We start from the raw sequence: 18,805 nt of genomic DNA on the forward strand, positions 1-18,805 counted from the left end.
TGTTTTGGCTTATGACTCATGTCTTAAGCCAATTTTTAAAATAATTTAAGTCCAACGATCCCCACGACAATCAGTAATGCTGATAATAATCTTAAAATACTGGCAGAATCCTTCTACTTATTAGGCTTGCTCACATATTTATTTCCTTTCACAAAAAAGCGCCAGGGTAAAAGCGCGTCTTCCTGTGCATAGGCAACACCTATCCGGGGACCTGCAATAATGTCATCCGGAGGATAAGAAATACCGTGATCTTCAATCCAGATTTCATGGCCGGTGAGCTCTTTTTTATTAAAGGACCGGTCAATACCTAACGCTTTGGCAGCTGATCCGGGACCTGCAGAAATAGCAGGTTTAGAGGCAGGCATATTTCTTCTATGCTCCATAATTTCTTTTCCTACCAGAGGTTCAACAGCTCTGATGAGTACTGCATGAGGCTCATCTTCCACGGATGTTACTACATTAAAAAGATGGTGAATTCCATAGCATAGATAAACATAAGAAACTCCGCCATGGCTGTAGAGCGTTTCAGTACGGTCTGTCCGTCTGCCGCCATAGGCATGGGAAGCTTTATCTATCACGCCAAAATAAGCTTCTGTTTCTACAATGATTCCTGCTGTTTTTTCACCATTGAACTCTGTAAAAAGTACTTTTCCCAAAAGATCCCGGGCCAGAAAAAGAACGTCCTGATTGGAATAGTAGGAGAGAGGTAGTTTCATGAATGACTTTAGAAATTATTCATTCAAATTTAATGATAATCCTGTAAAAACAGAAGAATATGAAGGTGAAATTAAAAAGGTACCACAAAAAGCCAGATTTCATAAAACAGTGAGTAATTTGGCACATCCATTGTTGTTTTCCAGGTACATCATTTCACACCACTATAAAAAATTATAGGTTTTGACACTTATTTTCCCTGGAGTAATCCGGGGAATTTTTATTGGTCCAAGTGTGTTGAAATAAAAAAGTCCCACATCCATGTGAGACTTTCAATTTTATCTTGCTCCCGGAGGGCAGTGTTCTTTCAGGTATTTTGTAAACATAGTAGCCAGATGCAGAGATGTTCCTTCTCCTTCATTAATAGAATGGGTACGGTTAGGATAAGACATCAGCTGAAACTGTTTGTTATATTTTACCAGTTCATTAATATATACTTCCGTATTCTGGTAGTGTACATTATCATCTCCCGTTCCGTGAACCAGCAGAAGATTTCCTTTTAAGTTTTTAGCATAGGCCAGCGGAGAACCGTTGACAAAATCTTCTCTGTTTTCCTGTGGGAGACCCATATATCGTTCCTGGTAGATATTATCATAGAATAACTGATTGGCAACGGGTGCAATTGCAATTCCTGTCTGGTAAATATCAGGATATTGTCCTAAAAGGTTCAGGGTAGAAGAACCTCCGCCGCTCCAGCCCCACACGGCAACTCTTGAAGTATCGATATAAGGCCATTTTGCGAATAAGGCTTTAGCTCCCATTGCCTGATCACGGATATTGAGCTGTCCTATTTTCCGGTAAATAGATTTTCTCCATTCCCGTCCTTTTGGAGAAGGAGTTCCGCGGTTTTCAAGGGACACGTAAAAATAGCCGTCTTCTGCCATATCACCTGTATATAAATAATTCCAGCCTGTGTAGAAATTATCGGTAACGGTTTGTGATCCCGGTTCTCCATACACTGTAAAAACAACAGGATATTTTTTATGGGGATCAAAATTTTTAGGTTTTACTACCCAGCCGTCCATTGTAACACCATCCTGTGTTGTAACCTGGAAGAATTCTGCTTTAGATCTTGCCGGGTCGACTTTTGCAGATCTTTTGGCTGCAACCAGTTCTTTATGGTCGGGAAGCGATATGACAGATCCCATGGAAATGGAATTCACACTGTTATTGGTAAACATAGCGATTTTCCCATTGGGTGAGATCGTATATTGGTTAGAACCTTTAAAAGCTTCAGGCGTTACTTTTTGAGCTTTTCCACCTTTCATACTTACTTTATAAAGATATTTCTGAGTGGCGTTATCTGGAGAAGCCAAAAAGTAGATCAGTTTATTGGGAACATCAAAAAACTCAGGTTTGATAACATCGAAAGCATCTTTTGTGATCAATGTTTCTTTACCGCTCATATCTATTTTATAAATATGTCTCCATCCGTCTTTTTCAGACAGCCATAAAAATTCTTTCCCATTTTCAATCCAGTCCCAGCCGCTTGGATCATTATCATTCCATCGGGATTTTATGTCAATCCATGCTGCATCTGTTTCTGTATGAATGGTCTTACTGCTTCCGGAATCCGCATCAGCAACAATAATTTTACTTTGATTCTGTTTTCTGTTCAGCTGCTGAAGAATGACCGATCTGGAATCCAGCACCCATTCCATTCTGGGAATATAGTTTTGTACTTCATCACCTGCTATATCAGCTTTCTTTGTTGATTGGGAAGCCAGATCATAAAACCAGATGCTGCATCCTGAAGGATTTTCTCCAACTTTCGGATATTCTACAGGAACGGTAAACGAATACAGGCTGTCCGTATTATTGATCATCAGGAAATTCTTGGTACTTCGGGCATCCATTTTCCAGTAGGCGATTTTCCCGCCGTCCGGAGACCATCTGAAACCATCCTGCGTTCCGAATTCTTCTTCATATGCCCAGTCAAAAGTACCATTGATCATTCTGTCGGTACCATCATTCGTAATTTTACTGATCTGATTATTTGAAAGATCCTCAATATAGATATTATGCTTAGAAACATATGCTACCTTTTTTCCGTCAGGTGAATATTTTGCAAACATTAACGATGAAGCCGGCAAACCTTTTCCAAGCTGGATCAGTTTTTTTGTGTTTTTATCGAAAATCCAGTAATCTCCACGGGTATTATCCCTCCATACTTTTTTGGTATCGGCAAATAGCAACAGGCTTTTTCCATCAGGAGACACCTGAAAACTCTGTACCTGCAGAGCATTGGAACTTCCGGCAGGAATCAGTTCACTACTGTTTAAAAGCGTCTGATCTTTTTCGGGATGCAATAGATCAACAATTTCAACCCCTTTTTTAGTAAATGAATAATAAGCATTGCCATCGGGAGTCCATTGTGTCTTCTGTGCCGCCAATGGTGACAAACACAGGAAATACAATGCAATAGCTGTTAGTTTTTTTATGTTCTTCATAAATATAATTTGAATTAAGCCAGATGTTCAGCTCTGTAATTTTCAATGTCTTCAACGGATTTGATCAATCCGTTCCCCAGAAGTCTGTAACTGTCATCCGTAATCAGGAAATCATCTTCCACACGGATTCCACCGAAATTCCGGTATTCATTTACTTTATCATAATTAATAAAGTCTGCGTTTTTATTTTCAGCCTGCCAAATGTCAATCAATTCCGGAATCATATAAATACCAGGCTCAACTGTCACTACAAAACCGGATTCCAAAGCTTTTCCTAAACGTAAAGATTTCAGTCCGAATGTTTTGGTATCTTTTGGTTCTTCTTCAGTATAGCCAATATATTGTTCCCCGAGGTCTTCCATATCATGTACATCAAGTCCCATCATGTGTCCCAGTCCGCACTGAAAAAACAGCGTATGAGCATGGTTTTCTACAGCATCTTCGGGATTTCCCTTCATCAGTCCAAGATCTACAAGACCTTCTACCAGATGTTGCGCCGCTTTCAGGTGGATATCTTTAAACCTTACTCCCGGTTTCAAAAGCTTCTGGGCTTGATTAAAAGCATTCAGAACCACTTCGTACATTTCCTTCTGCTTTGTTGTAAACGTTTTGCCTACAGGAAAGGTTCTGGTAAGATCGCCCGCATATCCCATTGAAGTTTCTGCTCCGGAATCGTTCAGGAAAAGGTCTCCTTCTTTGATTGTATTGAGACGATAATGATTATGCAGAATACCTCCGTTGATCGTCACAATGGGAGGATAAGACATCTGGCATTCTTTGTTGGCGGCAAGATATTGGATCGCATTGGCAATTTCATATTCTTTCATTCCCGGTTTCGCAAGACGCATGGCCAGCAAATGCATTTCATTGGATACATTTACAGCCTGTTCGATCTGTACAATTTCCTGAGCTTCTTTAACAGAACGCTGTTTGACAATCGCTTTGATCATTTCGACAGAAGGCTGCAAATCCTTAATTTTAATTCCAAGAAGATCTCCCAGCAAAATTTTATTGGAAGACTGATAGGGAGGAAGATAGTGCACTTTTCTACCGGAAGCCTGTGCTTTTACCATATATTGTACAAGTTCTGCGTAAGGTAACGTTTCCTGAACACCGGATTTCAGGCTTTTTTCCTTAAGGGTTTCCTGCCTTCCCATCCATACAATTTCATCTATACTTAGCTCATCTCCGAAAATGATGGTTTTATTTTCATCAATATCGATAATAGCTGCTATACGGGGTTCCTGAATCCCGAAGTAATATAAATAGGTACTGTCCTGGCGGAAATAATAAGGGTTATGCTCAAAGTTTACAGGATTCTCTATATTTCCCAGAAATAATAAGATTCCATCGGATACATTTTTCTGTAATACTGCTCTTCTTTCTTGATAAGTTTGTGCTGAAAACATATTATGAATAGTTTTTATTTTAAAACTTTAAAGTTACGATTTTGTACTATTTATAGTACTTTATTCATTAAAAATAAGAATATGTAAAATTTGGATTTTAATATCATATGTAATGTTCATATTTTGCTTACCTTCAGCAATATTTTAACCTTGCTAATCTAATAACCCGGTAAAGCATTCATATTATGATGAAGAGTCTCCAGTTTTCTGTTCCTGCCGATTCCAACAAAAGTATACGTATTCAGGAAGATATAATGCCTAATTTCTATCCTTATTTCCACCGCCACACCGAAACCCAGATCATGTGGATTCTTAAAGGACATGGAACACTGGCCATAGAACAGAATCTCTTTAATTTTGAGGCGGGTGATATTTTCTATCTCGGAGCCAATCAGTCCCATGTTTTCAGAGGTAATTTTGAAAAAAATGAAAAGCAGAAGGTTCATTCCATCTCTATTTTTTTTGATCCTCATAAAAAGATCGCTGCATTTTTTGACTTACCGGAATTTGAAGAACTTAAAAACTTTATCAGTCATTCAGAAGTAGGATTTCAGGTGGCTTCCAGGCTTACAAAAAGTATCGGAGAAAATATTGCGGCATTACAAAAAACAAAAGGAGTAGATCAGATCATAGATTTTATAAGAATTTTAAACCATCTTATGCAAAACAGGCATCTGCATATTCCCTTATCTCCGGAAAAGAAACTGCCTGATCATATTTCCGATACAGACAAAAGAATTATTGATGCCCAGACTTTTATCAAGAAAAATTTTACCCAACATAAACTAACCCTTGATCTGATTGCCAAAGAAGCCTGTATGACTCCTCAGGCTTTTTGCCGTTCTTTTAAAAAACGTACCCGCATTACTTATATTGAATATCTCAATGAGCTTCGTGTACAGCGGGCCTGCAGACTTTTAACAGCCAGCAGCATGTACAGTATTTCTTCTGTGGCTTTCAATAGTGGGTTCAATAGTCTTACCAATTTTAACAGGGTTTTCAAATCCATTATGAAATATTCCCCTAAAGAATATCTGAAACACTACAAAGAGGCTACTATACAGCAATAAAAAACAACATGTTAAAATACGGTTAGAATACATTAAAATATTAACATTTTCCGTTTTAAAATTCACCTAGTTTTGAATAAATATTATTTAATATGAGTACAAAACTAAACTGGGAAGGTATTTATCCAGCTGTATTAACGCCTTTTACAAAAGAGGGTGAGATAGACTTTGAAATGTTTGCTGTCAATACAGAAGCCCAGATTAAAGCAGGAGTTCACGGAATTATCCTTGCAGGAACATTAGGGGAAGCCAGTGCGTTGGAAACGGAAGAAAAATTTGAACTGCTGAAATACGCAAGAAAAATAACGCAGGGTAGAATTCCTGTCATTCTTAATCTTTCTGAAAATACTACCAAAAATGCGGTTCATTTTGCCCAAAAAGCAAAAGAATTGGGAGCTGATGGATTAATGTTACTTCCTCCAATGCGTTATAAAGCCGACAGCCGCGAGGTGGTAGAATATTTCAAAGCAGTGGCCACGGCTACAGATCTTCCGATCCTTATCTATAATAATCCTGTAGATTACGGAATTTATGTCACCCTTGACATGTTTGAGGAGCTTATTGAATATCCCACTATTCAGGCTGTCAAAGAATCAACAAGAGATCTTGCGAATGTAACCAGAATGATCAACCGTTTTGGGAAAAGAATCAAAATTCTTGGAGGCGTAGATACAATTTGTCTGGAAACGCTGATGCTTGGAGCAGATGGCCTTGTGGCAGGTCTTGTAGATGCCTTTCCTAATGAAACCATGGCTATGTACAACTATGTTAAAACAGGCGAATACGACAAAGCTGTTGCCATCTACAGATGGTTTATGCCATTGCTTGAGCTTGACATTCATCCTAAACTTATCCAGTATATCAAGCTTGCTGCAACAGCGGAAGGGATAAGCAATCCTTATGTGAGAGCTCCACGTCTTGAACTTCAAGGAGAAGAAGCTGAAAGAATTCAAAAAATTATTGAAGAAGGCAGAGTGAATCGTCCGGTATTATTAATTCCAGAAATACAGCTATGATGGAAGAAACATCAACACAAAATATAGACAAAAGAATTCAGATGGCGGTTGAAGCCTTCCGGTTTCTGAAAAACACCACCATCAATGAACGGGCCGAATTTATGAATGCTGTAGCAGATCAGATTGAAGCCTTGGGAGAAGAACTTTTAACAGTAACTCATGCCGAAACGTCATTGCCTTTAGCCAGACTTACCGGAGAAAAGGCAAGAACAGCAGGACAATGGAGAAGCTATGCAAAAGCTGTTGCTGACGGGATCTATACGGAGGCCAGAATTGATCTTGCCCAGCCTGAAAAACAAAAAGGAGATCTCCGTAAATACAATGTAGGTATCGGACCTGTTGTCATTTTCGGAGCCAGCAATTTTCCTTTTGCTTTTTCTACTGCGGGAGGAGATACTGCGAGTGCGATCGGGGCAGGCTGTCCTGTCATTATAAAAGCACATCCGGCACATCCACAGACTTCACAGATAATGGCTGATGCGATAAGCGCTGTTATTAAAGCTTTCGGATGGCCTGAAGGAATTTTCAGCCATATTACCGGAACATCTTATGAGATCGGAGCTTATCTGACCCAGCATCCGGATATCCGGGCTATTGCGTTCACAGGTTCATTTAATGGCGGAAAAGCATTGTTTGATATTGCCAGCCGCCGTGAAAATCCTATTCCGGTATTTGCAGAAATGGGAAGTATCAATCCGGTATTTGCCTTTCAAAACCTGCTTGAAACCAAAGCTGAAGCATTGGCAAAGGAATATATCGGTTCTTTAACGCTGGGTGTAGGACAATTTTGTACCAATCCGGGAGTATTTATTGCATTGAAAGGAGAGTCGTTTAACCGTTTCATCAATACATTAAAAGAAGAAATTCAAAAAGTGGCTCCCGCTAAAATGCTTCACAAAGGAATATTAGACAATTTCGAAAAAAACAAAAGCATTGCATTAGAACAGCCTGATGTTGAGATCATTGCATCAACAGAAACAGAAAGTTCTTCGGGCAACGCAACAGTGATAAAAACCAGTGCCGGAAATTTCGTGAATAATCCGGTATTAAGTGAAGAAGTCTTTGGTCCATTTGGTATTGTTGTGGAGTGTGAAACAGACGAAGAATTCATGAAGATTGCCCAACAGCTAAAAGGACAGTTAACCATTACCATCGCAGCGACCCGTGAAGATGTTCGCGATAACAGTACATTGATTACTATTTTGAAAGATAAATGCGGAAGACTATTATTCAATGGAATGCCTACAGGAGTAGAAGTGGTGTATGGCATGCAGCATGGAGGTCCGTTTCCTTCTACTACCGATTCCCGTTTTACCTCCGTAGGACCGGATGCTGTAAAACGATTTGTCCGTCCGATCTGCTTTCAGAACTGGCCGGATGAATTCTTACCGGATGAGTTAAAGAATGAAAATCCATTGCAGATCAGCAGAATGGTAGATGGAATAATGAATTCAGAATCACTAAAATTACAAACCACATGAACAGAACATTTTTTTGTATAGATTCACACACCTGTGGATGTCCTGTACGTCTTGTTGCAGGAGGTGCCCCAATTTTAAAAGGAAATTCCATGATGGAACGCCGGCTGCACTTTATGGAAGAATACGACTGGATCAGAAAGGGATTGATGTTTGAACCCCGTGGTCATGATATGATGAGCGGAAGTATTCTGTATCCTCCTGTAGATGAAAATAACGATATCGGAGTTTTATATATTGAAACCAGCGGATGTCTTCCCATGTGCGGGCACGGAACCATCGGAACGGTTACCATAGCTATTGAAGAAGGACTTGTTGTTCCTAAAATTCCGGGAAAATTCCGTCTTGAAACACCTGCAGGACTTATCCTCATCGATTATGTACAGGAAGGAAAAAAAGTAAAATCTGTAAAACTGACGAATGTAAAGTCTTTCCTGTATGCTGAAAACCTGGAAGTTGAATGTCCGGATCTGGGATTAATAAGAGCCGATGTTGCTTATGGTGGAAATTTTTATGCGATTATAGATCCTCAGGAAAATTTCAGAGATATTTCTGATTTTACGGCCAGCCAGCTCATTCATTATGGAAAAATTATCAGAAAATTACTCAATGAAAAATATGAATTCATTCATCCTGAAATTGAACACATTAAAGGATTAAGCCATATTCAGTGGACGGGAAAACCCACAGATCCCGAAGCCAGCGGAAGAAATGCAGTATTGGTGGGTGAAAATGCTTTAGACCGTTCGCCGTGCGGTACGGGAACTTCGGCACGAATGGCCCAATGGTATGCTAAGGGAAAACTGAAGGAAGGGAAAGAATTCATTCATGAAAGCTATATCGGTTCCCGGTTTATCGGGAGAATTGAAGAGACTACTACTTTAGATGGGAGACCAGCCATTATTCCGTCAGTAGAAGGCTGGGCAAGAATTACCGGATACAATCATATAATTATTGATGATGAAGATCCTTACTGGCAGGGTTTTCAGGTAATGTAACAGGCATATGGCACAGAATAAAGGAAAAGCACTGATCATCGGTGCAGGAATAGCAGGATTAAGCTCAGCGTATTATCTTTTGCAGAAAGGATGGCAAGTGGAGATTCTAGAGCAGAATGATCTTAGCAACAATTGTTCTTATGGCAATGCAGGCATGATTGTACCCAGTCATTTTACCCCATTGGCAGCTCCGGGAGTTGTAGCACAGGGAATACGCTGGATGTTCGACAGTAAAAGTCCGTTTTATGTAAAACCTTCACTCAATTCGAGACTTATATCCTGGGGATTGAAATTTTTAAAACATTCCAACCAGAAACATGTTGACTATTCTGCAGCAGCCATCAGGGATCTTAACCTGGCAAGCAGCAAACTTTATAATGAGATCGCGCAAAATGATGAATTTGATTTTGAGCTTAGTCAGAATGGCATTTTAATGCTCTATAAAACCGAGAAAGTTGCAGAAGAAGAAACAGAGCTTGCCCACAAGGCAATCAGTATGGGTTTACCCGTTGATATTCTGGGTAAAAAAGAAATTCAGGAACTTGAACCCAATGTTCAACTGGACGTTATCGGAGGAGTCAATTATAAATGCGACGGCCATATGAATCCCATGAAACTGATGAAACAAATGATCTCTTATCTTAAAAATAATGATGTCGTTTTTCATACCCATCATCAGGTAACTGGCTTTGAAACTTCCGGCAGCAATATTAAAAAGGTCATAGCGAATGGTAAAGAATTTACTGCAGACCAATTTATCATGACGGGAGGTTCATTTCTCCCTGAACTGGCTCAGAAGGCAGGAATCAAAATTCAGTTGATGCCCGGAAAAGGATATTCATTCATGCACAAACCGGAAAATCCTCTTAATACTTTACAGCATGCTGCCTTATTAATTGAGGCCAGAGTTGCAGTAACTCCTATGAACGGACACATCCGTTTTGGCGGAACGATGGAACTGGCTTCCCACAATGATACAATTAATATGAAAAGGGTAGAAGGAATCACCAAGTCTATTCCCAACTATTTACCTGACTTTCAGATTGAGAAACCCAAAGAATCTGAAATCTGGTTCGGCTACAGGCCCTGCGCTCCGGATGGGCTGCCTTATCTGGGACAGTCTTCCAAACTCAAAAACCTGATTATCGCAGGTGGCGGCGGAATGATGGGACTAAGCTTAGGACCCATTTTTGGAAAAACAGTTTCAGAACTTGCCCATGACCAAAAGCCAACGGTTGAGATAAAAATATTCAACCCTGAAAGATTTAGTTAAAAAACACCACATAACACACACAAATCAAGCCAAAAACAATTTGATTATTTAAATAATTTATTAACCACCAAATCCAAAAAATTATGAAAAAATTTAAATTACTATTACTTGTTTCCCTATTTCCAGCAATAGGTTTTGCTCAGGAAAACAGACCTCGTGAGTGTAAAGCAGATGAAATGATGAAAAAACATTTTGAGCTGCATCCCGAATCTAAGGCAGAATATGAAAACTTTGAGAAATATACCAAAGATTTCGTAAAAAAAATGGGATCAAACAAAAACTCATTGAATAATAGTAGGATGAGCAATCCAACTTACATCATCCCTGTGGTTTTTCATGTGTATGGAGAATCTCAAAGCAATGTAAAAGTAAATTACCAAAAAGTAGTTGACTTACTGCAACAAATCAACTTAAATTTCAATGGAATCAACACGGATTCAAATACTGTAGATCCTTATTTCCAATCTATCAGAGGAGCATTAAGCATTGAATTCCGGTTAGCTAAAATTGATCCAACCGGAAAAGCTACAAGCGGAGTGGTATTTCACCCTTTCAAAGGTGGATATGGCAACGGAGGTGGATATGATGCACAAATTGGCACAGATGCATGGGATAATACAAAGTATATGAATGTGTATATCCAAAATGATCTGTATGCTAATAAAGATTTATATCAATCAGGAGTTGCATGGTATCCGGATTCATACATGAGTTCAGTAAATACAGCCAGAGTGGTGTATAATGGACGTTATATATTTAATGCTGCAGGAACAGTGGCTTCAAACGAGTTTTCTGATACATTTACTCACGAATTCGGGCATTGGTTAAATCTTCAACACACGTTCAATGTTCTGTGTTCAACTTCGAACCCTGGTAATGATGGTGACGGAGTTGCTGACACCCCTGTAGAAAATGCTTCTTCCGGATTGGGATGTAACTCTGGAAACAATTGTCTTGGACAAAAAGTAAACGTTGAAAACTATATGGGATACAATGGTTCTTCCGGCTGTTATAAAATGTTTACCAATGGACAGGTGAACAGAATGCTGGCAGCATTAAACCATCCTTCGCGAATAAATTTATGGCAGCCTGCCAACTTAGCCGCAACCGGAGTTGCCAATACTCCACCAAGATTAGCCCTTAGCAACAGTACATTTACAGAGAACTTAAACAATAATGGAGTCGTGTCATTAGACGGAACAGTAGCATCTGCCCCTATATCAACGATTACGCTGAACGGAGCAACATTTGCCGTACCCAATGGAACAACTCTTACTGCAGGAACCCATTTCACGTCTTCATTACCAGCAGGATTAACTGCAAGTATAGTAGTTACAAGCCCTACGACTGCTACACTTACTATAAATGGTGCAGCAACCAGTCATTCTAAAAGTCAGGTCTTAAATTCATCAATTACGTTCCTGAATCCGGCTATAACAGGAGGCGTAACTTCACTAGGATCAACGACAGCTTTGGCCTTAACTTTTTCTTATAAAGATCCTTATAAAATAGTTACCGGAACTCCTCTGGAAAGTTATGCCAACCCAACACCAACAACAGTAACCACCAACTCAGGGGCAACCTGGAAATATTTTATCATTAATCCGGAGCTTAGTGATGATGCAGGGTATGGCGCCTGGTACTATGGAGCCAATCAATTAAAATTGGAAACTTATTGGAAAGGATTAGTGTGCCAAACAGGAACAAGAAATATTAGTTTAATTCCAGCCTGTACCACCATAACGAATGCAAATAATATAGGGTATCCAACTTGGACTCCCGGACAACTGGATGTGTATACTCCTACCTATACTACCTGGTCTGGTAAAACCGCTTATGTTGGTTTTAGAAACCAATTCGAAGGCTACGATATTAACGGCTATTTCAAAGTGAGCGTTGGGGCCAATGGTTCAAATTATTCTGTCACTGAGTTTGCATATAATACACAACCAAATGGCAGTATTACAACACCTTGTGCATTATCATTCTCCACTGCAGACGTTGATACAACCAACTCAGAAACTTCCATCTATCCAAATCCGGTTTCTGATGTATTGAATATTAAAACAAAAGGGGAAATTAAATCAATTTCTGTTTATGATATGTTTGGAAGAAAAATGAATGCAAAAGTTATTGGTGATAAGGTTGAGGTTAAACACTTCCTGAGCGGAACTTACTTAATTGATATTGAAACTTCTTTAGGGAAATCTTCCCAAAAATTCATTAAAAAATAGTTTAGTATCCATATGCAGTTGATTGGGCTTCATTGTAAGCCCAATTTTTTTTATCCTGTTTATGAGCAGTTCTTCATTTATTTATGTAATTTTATTCTTTGATAACAATATTCAATGCATTATAAAAACGACAGGATCATCATCCGTGAATTTACCCCTGAAGAATTTTCATTATTTTCCACTCTTTTTGAAAATGAAAATGTAACCCGGTATCTGCCCTACAAAACCCCGGAAGAATATAAGGAAATGTTTGACAGAGCATTGGCAGATTATGAAGAGGGACCATTCAGCAGATGGGGAATTTTCCATCCCCAGAACAATGATTTTGTAGGAATGTGTCTGGCCAGAATCTTTCTCGACAATCCGGATCAGCTGGAAATAGGCTATACTTTAGGAGAAAATTATTGGGGAAAAGGCCTCGGAACGGAAGTTTGTAAAGCGCTTGTTGACCACTGTTTATCAATAAATCATCAGAAAGATATCGTAGCAGTAACGGATCTTGATAATATCGGGTCCCAAAAAGTACTTTTGAAAAGCGGCTTTAAAAGAGTTGAAAATCTTGCACGAGAAGATAGGGAACTGGCGTATTTTGTTTTACAGAAAGAGTAAACTTGTGGCTCATATTACAGACGGAGGGCTTAGAATTCCACTCTTGTGGAGAGGTGGTGAAAATTCAAAGAATTTTTGACGGGGTGGTTAGCTTTTCCCACAGATTTCACGGATTTACACAGATGTTTGTGTATTTTAAAAATCTTCGATTTTTAAACTTAAGTGAACTTCTCAGCAGTTTATCTGTACTTAAAATCAACTTAAGTGTTTTTATCTTTTGTGGTTAAAATACAAAGTTTTCAGCTATAAAAACATTTCATTTATCAGATAATTTATCATAACTTGCAGGAATTATGATGTCGAAACGTTGCAAATATGCGCTTAAAGCAATGGTCAGATTAGCAAGGAATTATAACCAGGGCTTTCTGCCAACTTCCGTTATTGCACAGGACGAAAACATTCCCAAGAAATTTCTGGAACAGATTCTTCTCGAACTAAAAAGAGCCAAACTCGTTAACAGCAAGCAAGGCAAAGTAGGCGGGTATTATCTTTTAAAATCACCCGATGAGGTCTCATTAGCAGACATTTACCGAATCTTTGATGGCCCGATCGCTCTTACACCATGCGTTTCTTTAAATTTTTACGAAGCATGTGATGATTGTGTAGACGAAGCAGTATGCTATCTGAGGAAAGAACTTATGATCGTTCGTGAAAAGACCAGAAAAAGCATGATGGAAGCTACCTTAACCAAGTTCATCAATAAAGAATAAAATTTTTTTTATTTAAATTCTACTATTTTGATAGGAGTTATAGAATTTTATATATATTTGCAAGACTTAAATCTCAATTCAAAATGGAAAACAGTCTGAAAAATGAATTCGAAAATCTTGTGAAAGAGGCTGATGAAGCTTCTTTTCAAACTAATGCACTGCAAATACTGACTGAAAGATTCCCGGGTAAAGTGATCTTTTCAACCAGTTTCAGTTACGAGGATCAGGTCATCACTCATCTGATTAAAGATTTAAATATTGAAATATTCACCCTGGATACGGGAAGACTTTTTGAACAGACTTATGAAACCTGGACTTCCACCAAGGCTTTCTTTAAAAAGAACATCAAAGCTTATTATCCGGATACGGAAGAGCTCAGAGAATTTGTAACAGAAAACGGCCCTGATTCCTTCTATCAATCTGTTGAAAAAAGGAAAGCATGCTGTACCATCCGAAAGGTTCATCCTTTAAGAAAAGCACTGGAAGGCTATGAAGTATGGATTACAGGTCTGAGATCCGAACATTCTCTCAACAGACAGAATATGCCTCAGCTGGAGTGGGATCCTGATAACAGAATCATAAAATTTCATCCCATCCTTCACTGGACGACAGAACAGGTGACAACGTATGTAAAAGATCATCATTTACCTTACAATCACCTTCATAAAAAAGGATTTGTGAGCATAGGATGCGAGCCCTGTACCAGAGCGATCAAAGAAGGAGAAGATTTCAGAGCAGGCCGTTGGTGGTGGGAAGATGCCAACAAAAAAGAATGCGGTCTGCATATTCATCAATAAAAAAAGAAAAAAATGTCAATACATCATTTAAATTATTTAGATCAGTTAGAAGCCGAATCTATTTATATATTAAGAGAAGTCGCAGGCCAGTTTGAACGTCCGGCGTTGTTATTCAGTGGAGGAAAAGACAGTATCGTACTGGCGCATCTGGCAAGAAAGGCCTTCTTCCACGGAAAAATTCCTTTTAAGTTTGTTCATGTAGACACCGGGCATAACTTTCAGGAGGTATTGGATTTCCGTGATCAGCTGGTAAAGCAACTAGACGTGAATCTGGTAGTCAGAAAAGTGGAAGATACTATAAAAAGTAAAAAACTGACTGAGGCTAAAGGTAAATTTCCAAGCAGAAACTGGCTTCAAACCTATACACTTCTTGATACTATTGAAGAATTTGAATTCGATGCCTGCATAGGAGGAGCCAGAAGAGATGAGGAAAAAGCCCGGGCCAAAGAAAGGATCTTCTCCGTTCGTGATGAATTTGGGCAGTGGGATCCTAAATTGCAGCGTCCTGAACTTTGGAATATCTTTAACGGAAGAATCCACAAAGGAGAAAATGTAAGAGTTTTCCCAATCAGCAACTGGACAGAGCTTGACATCTGGAATTATATCCGAAGAGAAAAAATTGCACTTCCTTCCATCTATTTTTCGCATGAAAGAGAAGTAATCGACTTCAACGGACAGTGGCTGGCCAATTCTTCCCATGTTGTACTGGAACCGGAAGATATTATTACCACCAGAAAAATCCGTTACCGTACCGTAGGAGATATGACCTGTACTGCAGCTGTAGAATCTAATGCTGTAACGATAGATGCTGTTATCGAAGAAATTGTAGCCACAAGAATCTCAGAGCGTGGCGAAACCAGAATTGATGACAGGGTAACAGAAGCCGCTATGGAGGACAGAAAAAAAGGAGGCTATTTTTAGTCAATGATAAAAGATAATTGATTAATGATTACACAAAGTATTTTCATCAATTATCATTCATAATTTATCACTTATCATTTATAATTACAATCGGATGGATATATTAAGATTTATAACAGCAGGAAGCGTGGATGATGGTAAAAGCACCCTTATCGGCAGACTGCTTTACGATAGCAAAAGCATTTTACAGGACCAATTGGAAGTCCTTGAAAAACATTCTAAAAACAAAAATGAAGACGGGGTAGACCTAGCGCTTTTAACAGATGGCCTCCGTGCAGAAAGAGAACAGGGAATCACCATTGATGTTGCCTACCGCTATTTTTCAACGGCAAAAAGAAAATTTATCATCGCCGATGCTCCCGGTCATGTACAATATACCCGGAATATGATCACCGGAGCATCCAACTCAGATCTGATGGTTATTCTGATTGATGCAAGAAAAGGAGTGATTGAACAAACCAGAAGACATTCTATCATCGCTTCTTTATTACAATTAAAGAAAGTAGCTGTAGCCATCAATAAAATGGATATGGTAGATTATTCGGCAGAAGTTTTTGAAAATATAAAATCAGAATATGCAAAAATTGCAGAAAATCTTGGACTGAATGATGTAAGTTATTTCCCGATCTCTGCATTAAAAGGAGATAATATTGTTTCAAAATCTTCCAGAACAGACTGGTATGAAGGAAATTCTTTACTGGAATATCTTGAAGAAGTACCGATCAATGAAGAAAAAAATAACGGAAGCCGTTTTCAGGTTCAGTACGTGATTCGTCCTCAAACCGAAGAACTGCATGATTACAGAGGATATGCCGGACAAATATTAAGTGGAAAATTCACCAAAGGAGATAAAATTCACATTCTTCCGGCGGACCTGACCACTGAAATCACCAAAATTGAGATCAATGGCATTGAAAAAGAAGAAGCCTTTGAAGGCCAGCCAGCCGTTATTCATCTTGCTCATGATGTTGATATCAGCCGTGGAGATATTTTTGCCACGGAAGAACATGTTCCCACCGTTGAAAAAGATCTTGAAATCCTTTTATGCTGGCTGGATCAGAAACCGTTGCAGCCAGGAAACAAATACCTTTTGCAGCAAAACAGCAGACTGATAAAAGCAGTAGTAAAAGAGGTTGATTACAAGATCAATGTGAATACTCTTATAAGGGAACAGGCCGATGGAGAGATCAAACTGAATGAAATTGTAAAAGTTACCCTGCGAACGGCACAGCCTTTGGTCTATGACAGCTTTACCAATAATAAAACAACGGGCTCTGCCATTCTGGTGGATGAAACGTCCAATTCAACGGTAGCAGCCTGCATAATTCAATAGAAAAAAATGGCAATTTCCGATCAACTCATAGAAAGAATTCACCAGACCAAACACAATAGTATTCATGGATTCTTTGATAAAATAAAGACAAAAAAATGGGTCAAGGATTTGTATGAAACACTCTTCCTTCCTCAGGATGACAATACTGAAGATCAGCTGAAAAGAAATTTTGAAGCGCTCCAGAAAACACTTTCAGACCTTATCAATACGGTAACAGGAGATAAAATTATTACCGAAAAACAGGTTAATCGTTTTTTTGAAGCTTTACCACAACTCTATGATCAGCTGGTACTGGATGCAAAATCCATTCTGGAATTTGATCCTGCCGCTGACTCACTGGAAGAAGTATACCTGGCATATCCCGGCTTTTTTGCCACGTATGTCTATCGTATCTCGCATCAGCTCTGGAGTCAGGAAGTGAAAATTTTACCAAGGGTCATCTCAGAATATGCCCACAGTAAAACGGGAATTGATATTCATCCGGGAGCCACCATCGGAAAGTCTTTTTTCATTGATCACGGAACAGGAATTGTGATCGGAGAAACAACGATTATCGGAAATAATGTCAAAATCTATCAGGGAGTAACCCTCGGAGCCTTGAATGTCTCCAAAGAAAAAGCCCATCAGAAAAGACATCCCAATATTGAAGATGATGTGATTATCTATTCGGGAGCTACTATTCTGGGAGGCGAAACCACTATAGGCAGGGAAAGCATTATCGGAGGAAATGTCTGGGTTACACAGGATGTTCCTGCCAACTCTCTGGTCTACCATAAAAGTGAAATAAAAATAAAGGATAATTCTTCATTACCGGAATCATTAACCTTTGTGATCTAAAAAAACAAAAATAAAAAGTACATTGATATGAAATTTCAGAATGCATTAGAAACGATTGGGAATACACCCGTCGTGAAAATCAACAAACTCTTCGGTTCAGATCATGAAATCTGGATCAAACTTGAAAAAAACAATCCCGGCGGAAGCATTAAAGACAGAATCGGACTGGCGATGATTGAAGATGCAGAAGCCAAAGGATTATTAAATAAAGACAGCGTTATCATAGAGCCTACCAGCGGAAATACAGGGATAGGACTCGCTTTGGCTGCTGCCGTAAAAGGGTATAAGCTAATCCTTGTTATGCCTGAAAGCATGAGTATAGAACGCCGTAAAATCATGGAAGCGTACGGAGCAGAATTTTTGCTTACCCCAAGAGAAAAGGGAATGAAAGGGGCTATCGAAAAAGCCAATGAGCTTGCTGAAGAAACGCCCAATTCATGGATTCCTAGACAGTTTGACAATCCTGCCAATGTAAAAGTACATGTAGAAACCACCGCTCAAGAAATTTTAAAAGACTTTCCGGATGGTCTGGATTACATCATTACCGGAGTGGGAACCGGAGGGCACATTACCGGAATAGCAAAAGTGGTTAAAGAAAAATATCCCAACGTAAAAGTAATAGCTGTAGAGCCGGAATTATCACCTGTATTGAGCGGAGGAAGCCCGGCGCCACATCCATTGCAGGGATTGGGAGCAGGTTTTGTTCCTTCCATTCTGGATATTACCCTTTTAGATGGAGTGATTACAGTAGGCAAAGAAGAAGCTTATGAATATGCCCTTAACGCAGCTAAAAAAGAAGGTCTTTTTGTCGGAGTTTCCACAGGAGCCGCTTTAGCAGCCATCGCCAAACATTTACCGGAAATACCACCTAACGCTAAAATCCTGACAATTAATTACGATACCGGAGAGAGATATCTGTCGGTAGAAGGACTTTTCTAACTCCTTAATTAACAACT

The 18,805-nt window shown here is 39.1% G+C and carries 16 protein-coding genes; 13 read left to right on the forward strand and 3 right to left on the reverse strand.

Annotated elements, in window-relative coordinates:
- Window positions 1–113: 113 nt before the first annotated feature.
- The 3 genes from JNG87_RS18865 to JNG87_RS18875 all read right to left on the reverse strand — a co-directional run bounded on the left by JNG87_RS18865 (window position 114) and on the right by JNG87_RS18875 (window position 4,573).
- Window positions 114–716, reverse strand: a complete 603-nt coding sequence (locus JNG87_RS18865; protein WP_202840362.1) for a DNA-3-methyladenine glycosylase — start codon at window positions 714–716, stop codon at window positions 114–116.
- A gap of 276 nt (window positions 717–992) precedes the next feature.
- Window positions 993–3,164 (reverse strand): S9 family peptidase, encoded by a 2,172-nt coding sequence (locus tag JNG87_RS18870; RefSeq protein WP_202840364.1) that lies wholly within the window; start codon window positions 3,162–3,164, stop codon window positions 993–995.
- 14 nt (window positions 3,165–3,178) lie between these two features.
- Window positions 3,179–4,573 (reverse strand): aminopeptidase P family protein, encoded by a 1,395-nt coding sequence (locus JNG87_RS18875; RefSeq protein ID WP_202840366.1) that lies wholly within the window; start codon window positions 4,571–4,573, stop codon window positions 3,179–3,181.
- A 185-nt stretch (window positions 4,574–4,758) separates the two neighbouring features.
- Here JNG87_RS18875 and JNG87_RS18880 point away from each other — a divergent pair, with 185 nt between their 5' ends.
- From JNG87_RS18880 to cysK, 13 genes are all read left to right on the forward strand, one after another.
- Entirely contained in the window at window positions 4,759–5,643 is an 885-nt protein-coding gene (locus JNG87_RS18880) for a helix-turn-helix domain-containing protein (protein WP_238349621.1), read from the forward strand.
- 92 nt (window positions 5,644–5,735) lie between these two features.
- The gene (locus JNG87_RS18885) at window positions 5,736–6,659 is read left to right on the forward strand and encodes a dihydrodipicolinate synthase family protein (RefSeq protein ID WP_202840368.1); all 924 of its coding nucleotides are present in this window, start codon (window positions 5,736–5,738) and stop codon (window positions 6,657–6,659) included.
- Entirely contained in the window at window positions 6,656–8,140 is a 1,485-nt protein-coding gene (locus JNG87_RS18890) for an aldehyde dehydrogenase (NADP(+)) (protein WP_202840370.1), read from the forward strand. Before JNG87_RS18885 ends, JNG87_RS18890 begins: the two co-directional genes overlap by 4 nt.
- Window positions 8,137–9,135 carry a 4-hydroxyproline epimerase gene (locus JNG87_RS18895; protein ID WP_202840372.1) on the forward strand — a complete coding sequence of 333 codons (999 nt, stop codon included), beginning with the start codon at window positions 8,137–8,139 and terminating at the stop codon, window positions 9,133–9,135. Before JNG87_RS18890 ends, JNG87_RS18895 begins: the two co-directional genes overlap by 4 nt.
- A 7-nt stretch (window positions 9,136–9,142) precedes the next feature.
- Complete coding sequence (locus tag JNG87_RS18900; RefSeq protein ID WP_202840374.1) at window positions 9,143–10,408, forward strand: NAD(P)/FAD-dependent oxidoreductase; 1,266 nt, start codon at window positions 9,143–9,145, stop codon at window positions 10,406–10,408.
- An 83-nt stretch (window positions 10,409–10,491) separates the two neighbouring features.
- Window positions 10,492–12,642: a M43 family zinc metalloprotease gene (locus tag JNG87_RS18905; protein WP_202840376.1), complete on the forward strand. Its 2,151-nt coding sequence runs from the start codon at window positions 10,492–10,494 to the stop codon at window positions 12,640–12,642.
- A gap of 114 nt (window positions 12,643–12,756) precedes the next feature.
- Window positions 12,757–13,251, forward strand: a complete 495-nt coding sequence (locus tag JNG87_RS18910; RefSeq protein WP_202840378.1) for a GNAT family N-acetyltransferase — start codon at window positions 12,757–12,759, stop codon at window positions 13,249–13,251.
- A gap of 293 nt (window positions 13,252–13,544) precedes the next feature.
- A complete protein-coding gene (locus JNG87_RS18915) occupies window positions 13,545–13,961 on the forward strand; it encodes an RrF2 family transcriptional regulator (RefSeq protein WP_062669451.1) in 417 nt (138 codons plus the stop codon).
- Window positions 13,962–14,044: 83 nt separating this feature from the next.
- On the forward strand, window positions 14,045–14,758 hold the full coding sequence (locus JNG87_RS18920; RefSeq protein ID WP_202840380.1) for a phosphoadenylyl-sulfate reductase: 714 nt from the start codon (window positions 14,045–14,047) through the stop codon (window positions 14,756–14,758).
- Window positions 14,759–14,770: 12 nt separating this feature from the next.
- On the forward strand, window positions 14,771–15,679 hold the full coding sequence (cysD, locus tag JNG87_RS18925) for a sulfate adenylyltransferase subunit CysD (RefSeq protein WP_202840383.1): 909 nt from the start codon (window positions 14,771–14,773) through the stop codon (window positions 15,677–15,679).
- Between the two features lie 94 nt (window positions 15,680–15,773).
- Window positions 15,774–17,012, forward strand: a complete 1,239-nt coding sequence (locus tag JNG87_RS18930) for a sulfate adenylyltransferase subunit 1 (RefSeq protein WP_202840386.1) — start codon at window positions 15,774–15,776, stop codon at window positions 17,010–17,012.
- A gap of 6 nt (window positions 17,013–17,018) precedes the next feature.
- Window positions 17,019–17,849: a serine O-acetyltransferase EpsC gene (gene epsC, locus JNG87_RS18935; protein WP_202840387.1), complete on the forward strand. Its 831-nt coding sequence runs from the start codon at window positions 17,019–17,021 to the stop codon at window positions 17,847–17,849.
- 27 nt (window positions 17,850–17,876) lie between these two features.
- A complete protein-coding gene (cysK, locus tag JNG87_RS18940; RefSeq protein ID WP_202840388.1) occupies window positions 17,877–18,788 on the forward strand; it encodes a cysteine synthase A in 912 nt (303 codons plus the stop codon).
- Window positions 18,789–18,805: the final 17 nt, after the last annotated feature.

Origin of the sequence: Chryseobacterium cucumeris, assembly GCF_016775705.1 — a bacterium.
Lineage (GTDB): Bacteria > Bacteroidota > Bacteroidia > Flavobacteriales > Weeksellaceae > Chryseobacterium > Chryseobacterium cupriresistens.

Coding starts and splice junctions, on each gene's coding strand:
- JNG87_RS18865 (WP_202840362.1), bottom strand. CDS start 716: ATGAAACTACCTCTCTCCTACTATTCCAATCAGGACGTTCTTTTTCTG.
- JNG87_RS18870 (WP_202840364.1), bottom strand. CDS start 3,164: ATGAAGAACATAAAAAAACTAACAGCTATTGCATTGTATTTCCTGTGT.
- JNG87_RS18875 (WP_202840366.1), bottom strand. CDS start 4,573: ATGTTTTCAGCACAAACTTATCAAGAAAGAAGAGCAGTATTACAGAAA.
- JNG87_RS18880 (WP_238349621.1), top strand. CDS start 4,759: ATGATGAAGAGTCTCCAGTTTTCTGTTCCTGCCGATTCCAACAAAAGT.
- JNG87_RS18885 (WP_202840368.1), top strand. CDS start 5,736: ATGAGTACAAAACTAAACTGGGAAGGTATTTATCCAGCTGTATTAACG.
- JNG87_RS18890 (WP_202840370.1), top strand. CDS start 6,656: ATGATGGAAGAAACATCAACACAAAATATAGACAAAAGAATTCAGATG.
- JNG87_RS18895 (WP_202840372.1), top strand. CDS start 8,137: ATGAACAGAACATTTTTTTGTATAGATTCACACACCTGTGGATGTCCT.
- JNG87_RS18900 (WP_202840374.1), top strand. CDS start 9,143: ATGGCACAGAATAAAGGAAAAGCACTGATCATCGGTGCAGGAATAGCA.
- JNG87_RS18905 (WP_202840376.1), top strand. CDS start 10,492: ATGAAAAAATTTAAATTACTATTACTTGTTTCCCTATTTCCAGCAATA.
- JNG87_RS18910 (WP_202840378.1), top strand. CDS start 12,757: ATGCATTATAAAAACGACAGGATCATCATCCGTGAATTTACCCCTGAA.
- JNG87_RS18915 (WP_062669451.1), top strand. CDS start 13,545: ATGATGTCGAAACGTTGCAAATATGCGCTTAAAGCAATGGTCAGATTA.
- JNG87_RS18920 (WP_202840380.1), top strand. CDS start 14,045: ATGGAAAACAGTCTGAAAAATGAATTCGAAAATCTTGTGAAAGAGGCT.
- cysD (WP_202840383.1), top strand. CDS start 14,771: ATGTCAATACATCATTTAAATTATTTAGATCAGTTAGAAGCCGAATCT.
- JNG87_RS18930 (WP_202840386.1), top strand. CDS start 15,774: ATGGATATATTAAGATTTATAACAGCAGGAAGCGTGGATGATGGTAAA.
- epsC (WP_202840387.1), top strand. CDS start 17,019: ATGGCAATTTCCGATCAACTCATAGAAAGAATTCACCAGACCAAACAC.
- cysK (WP_202840388.1), top strand. CDS start 17,877: ATGAAATTTCAGAATGCATTAGAAACGATTGGGAATACACCCGTCGTG.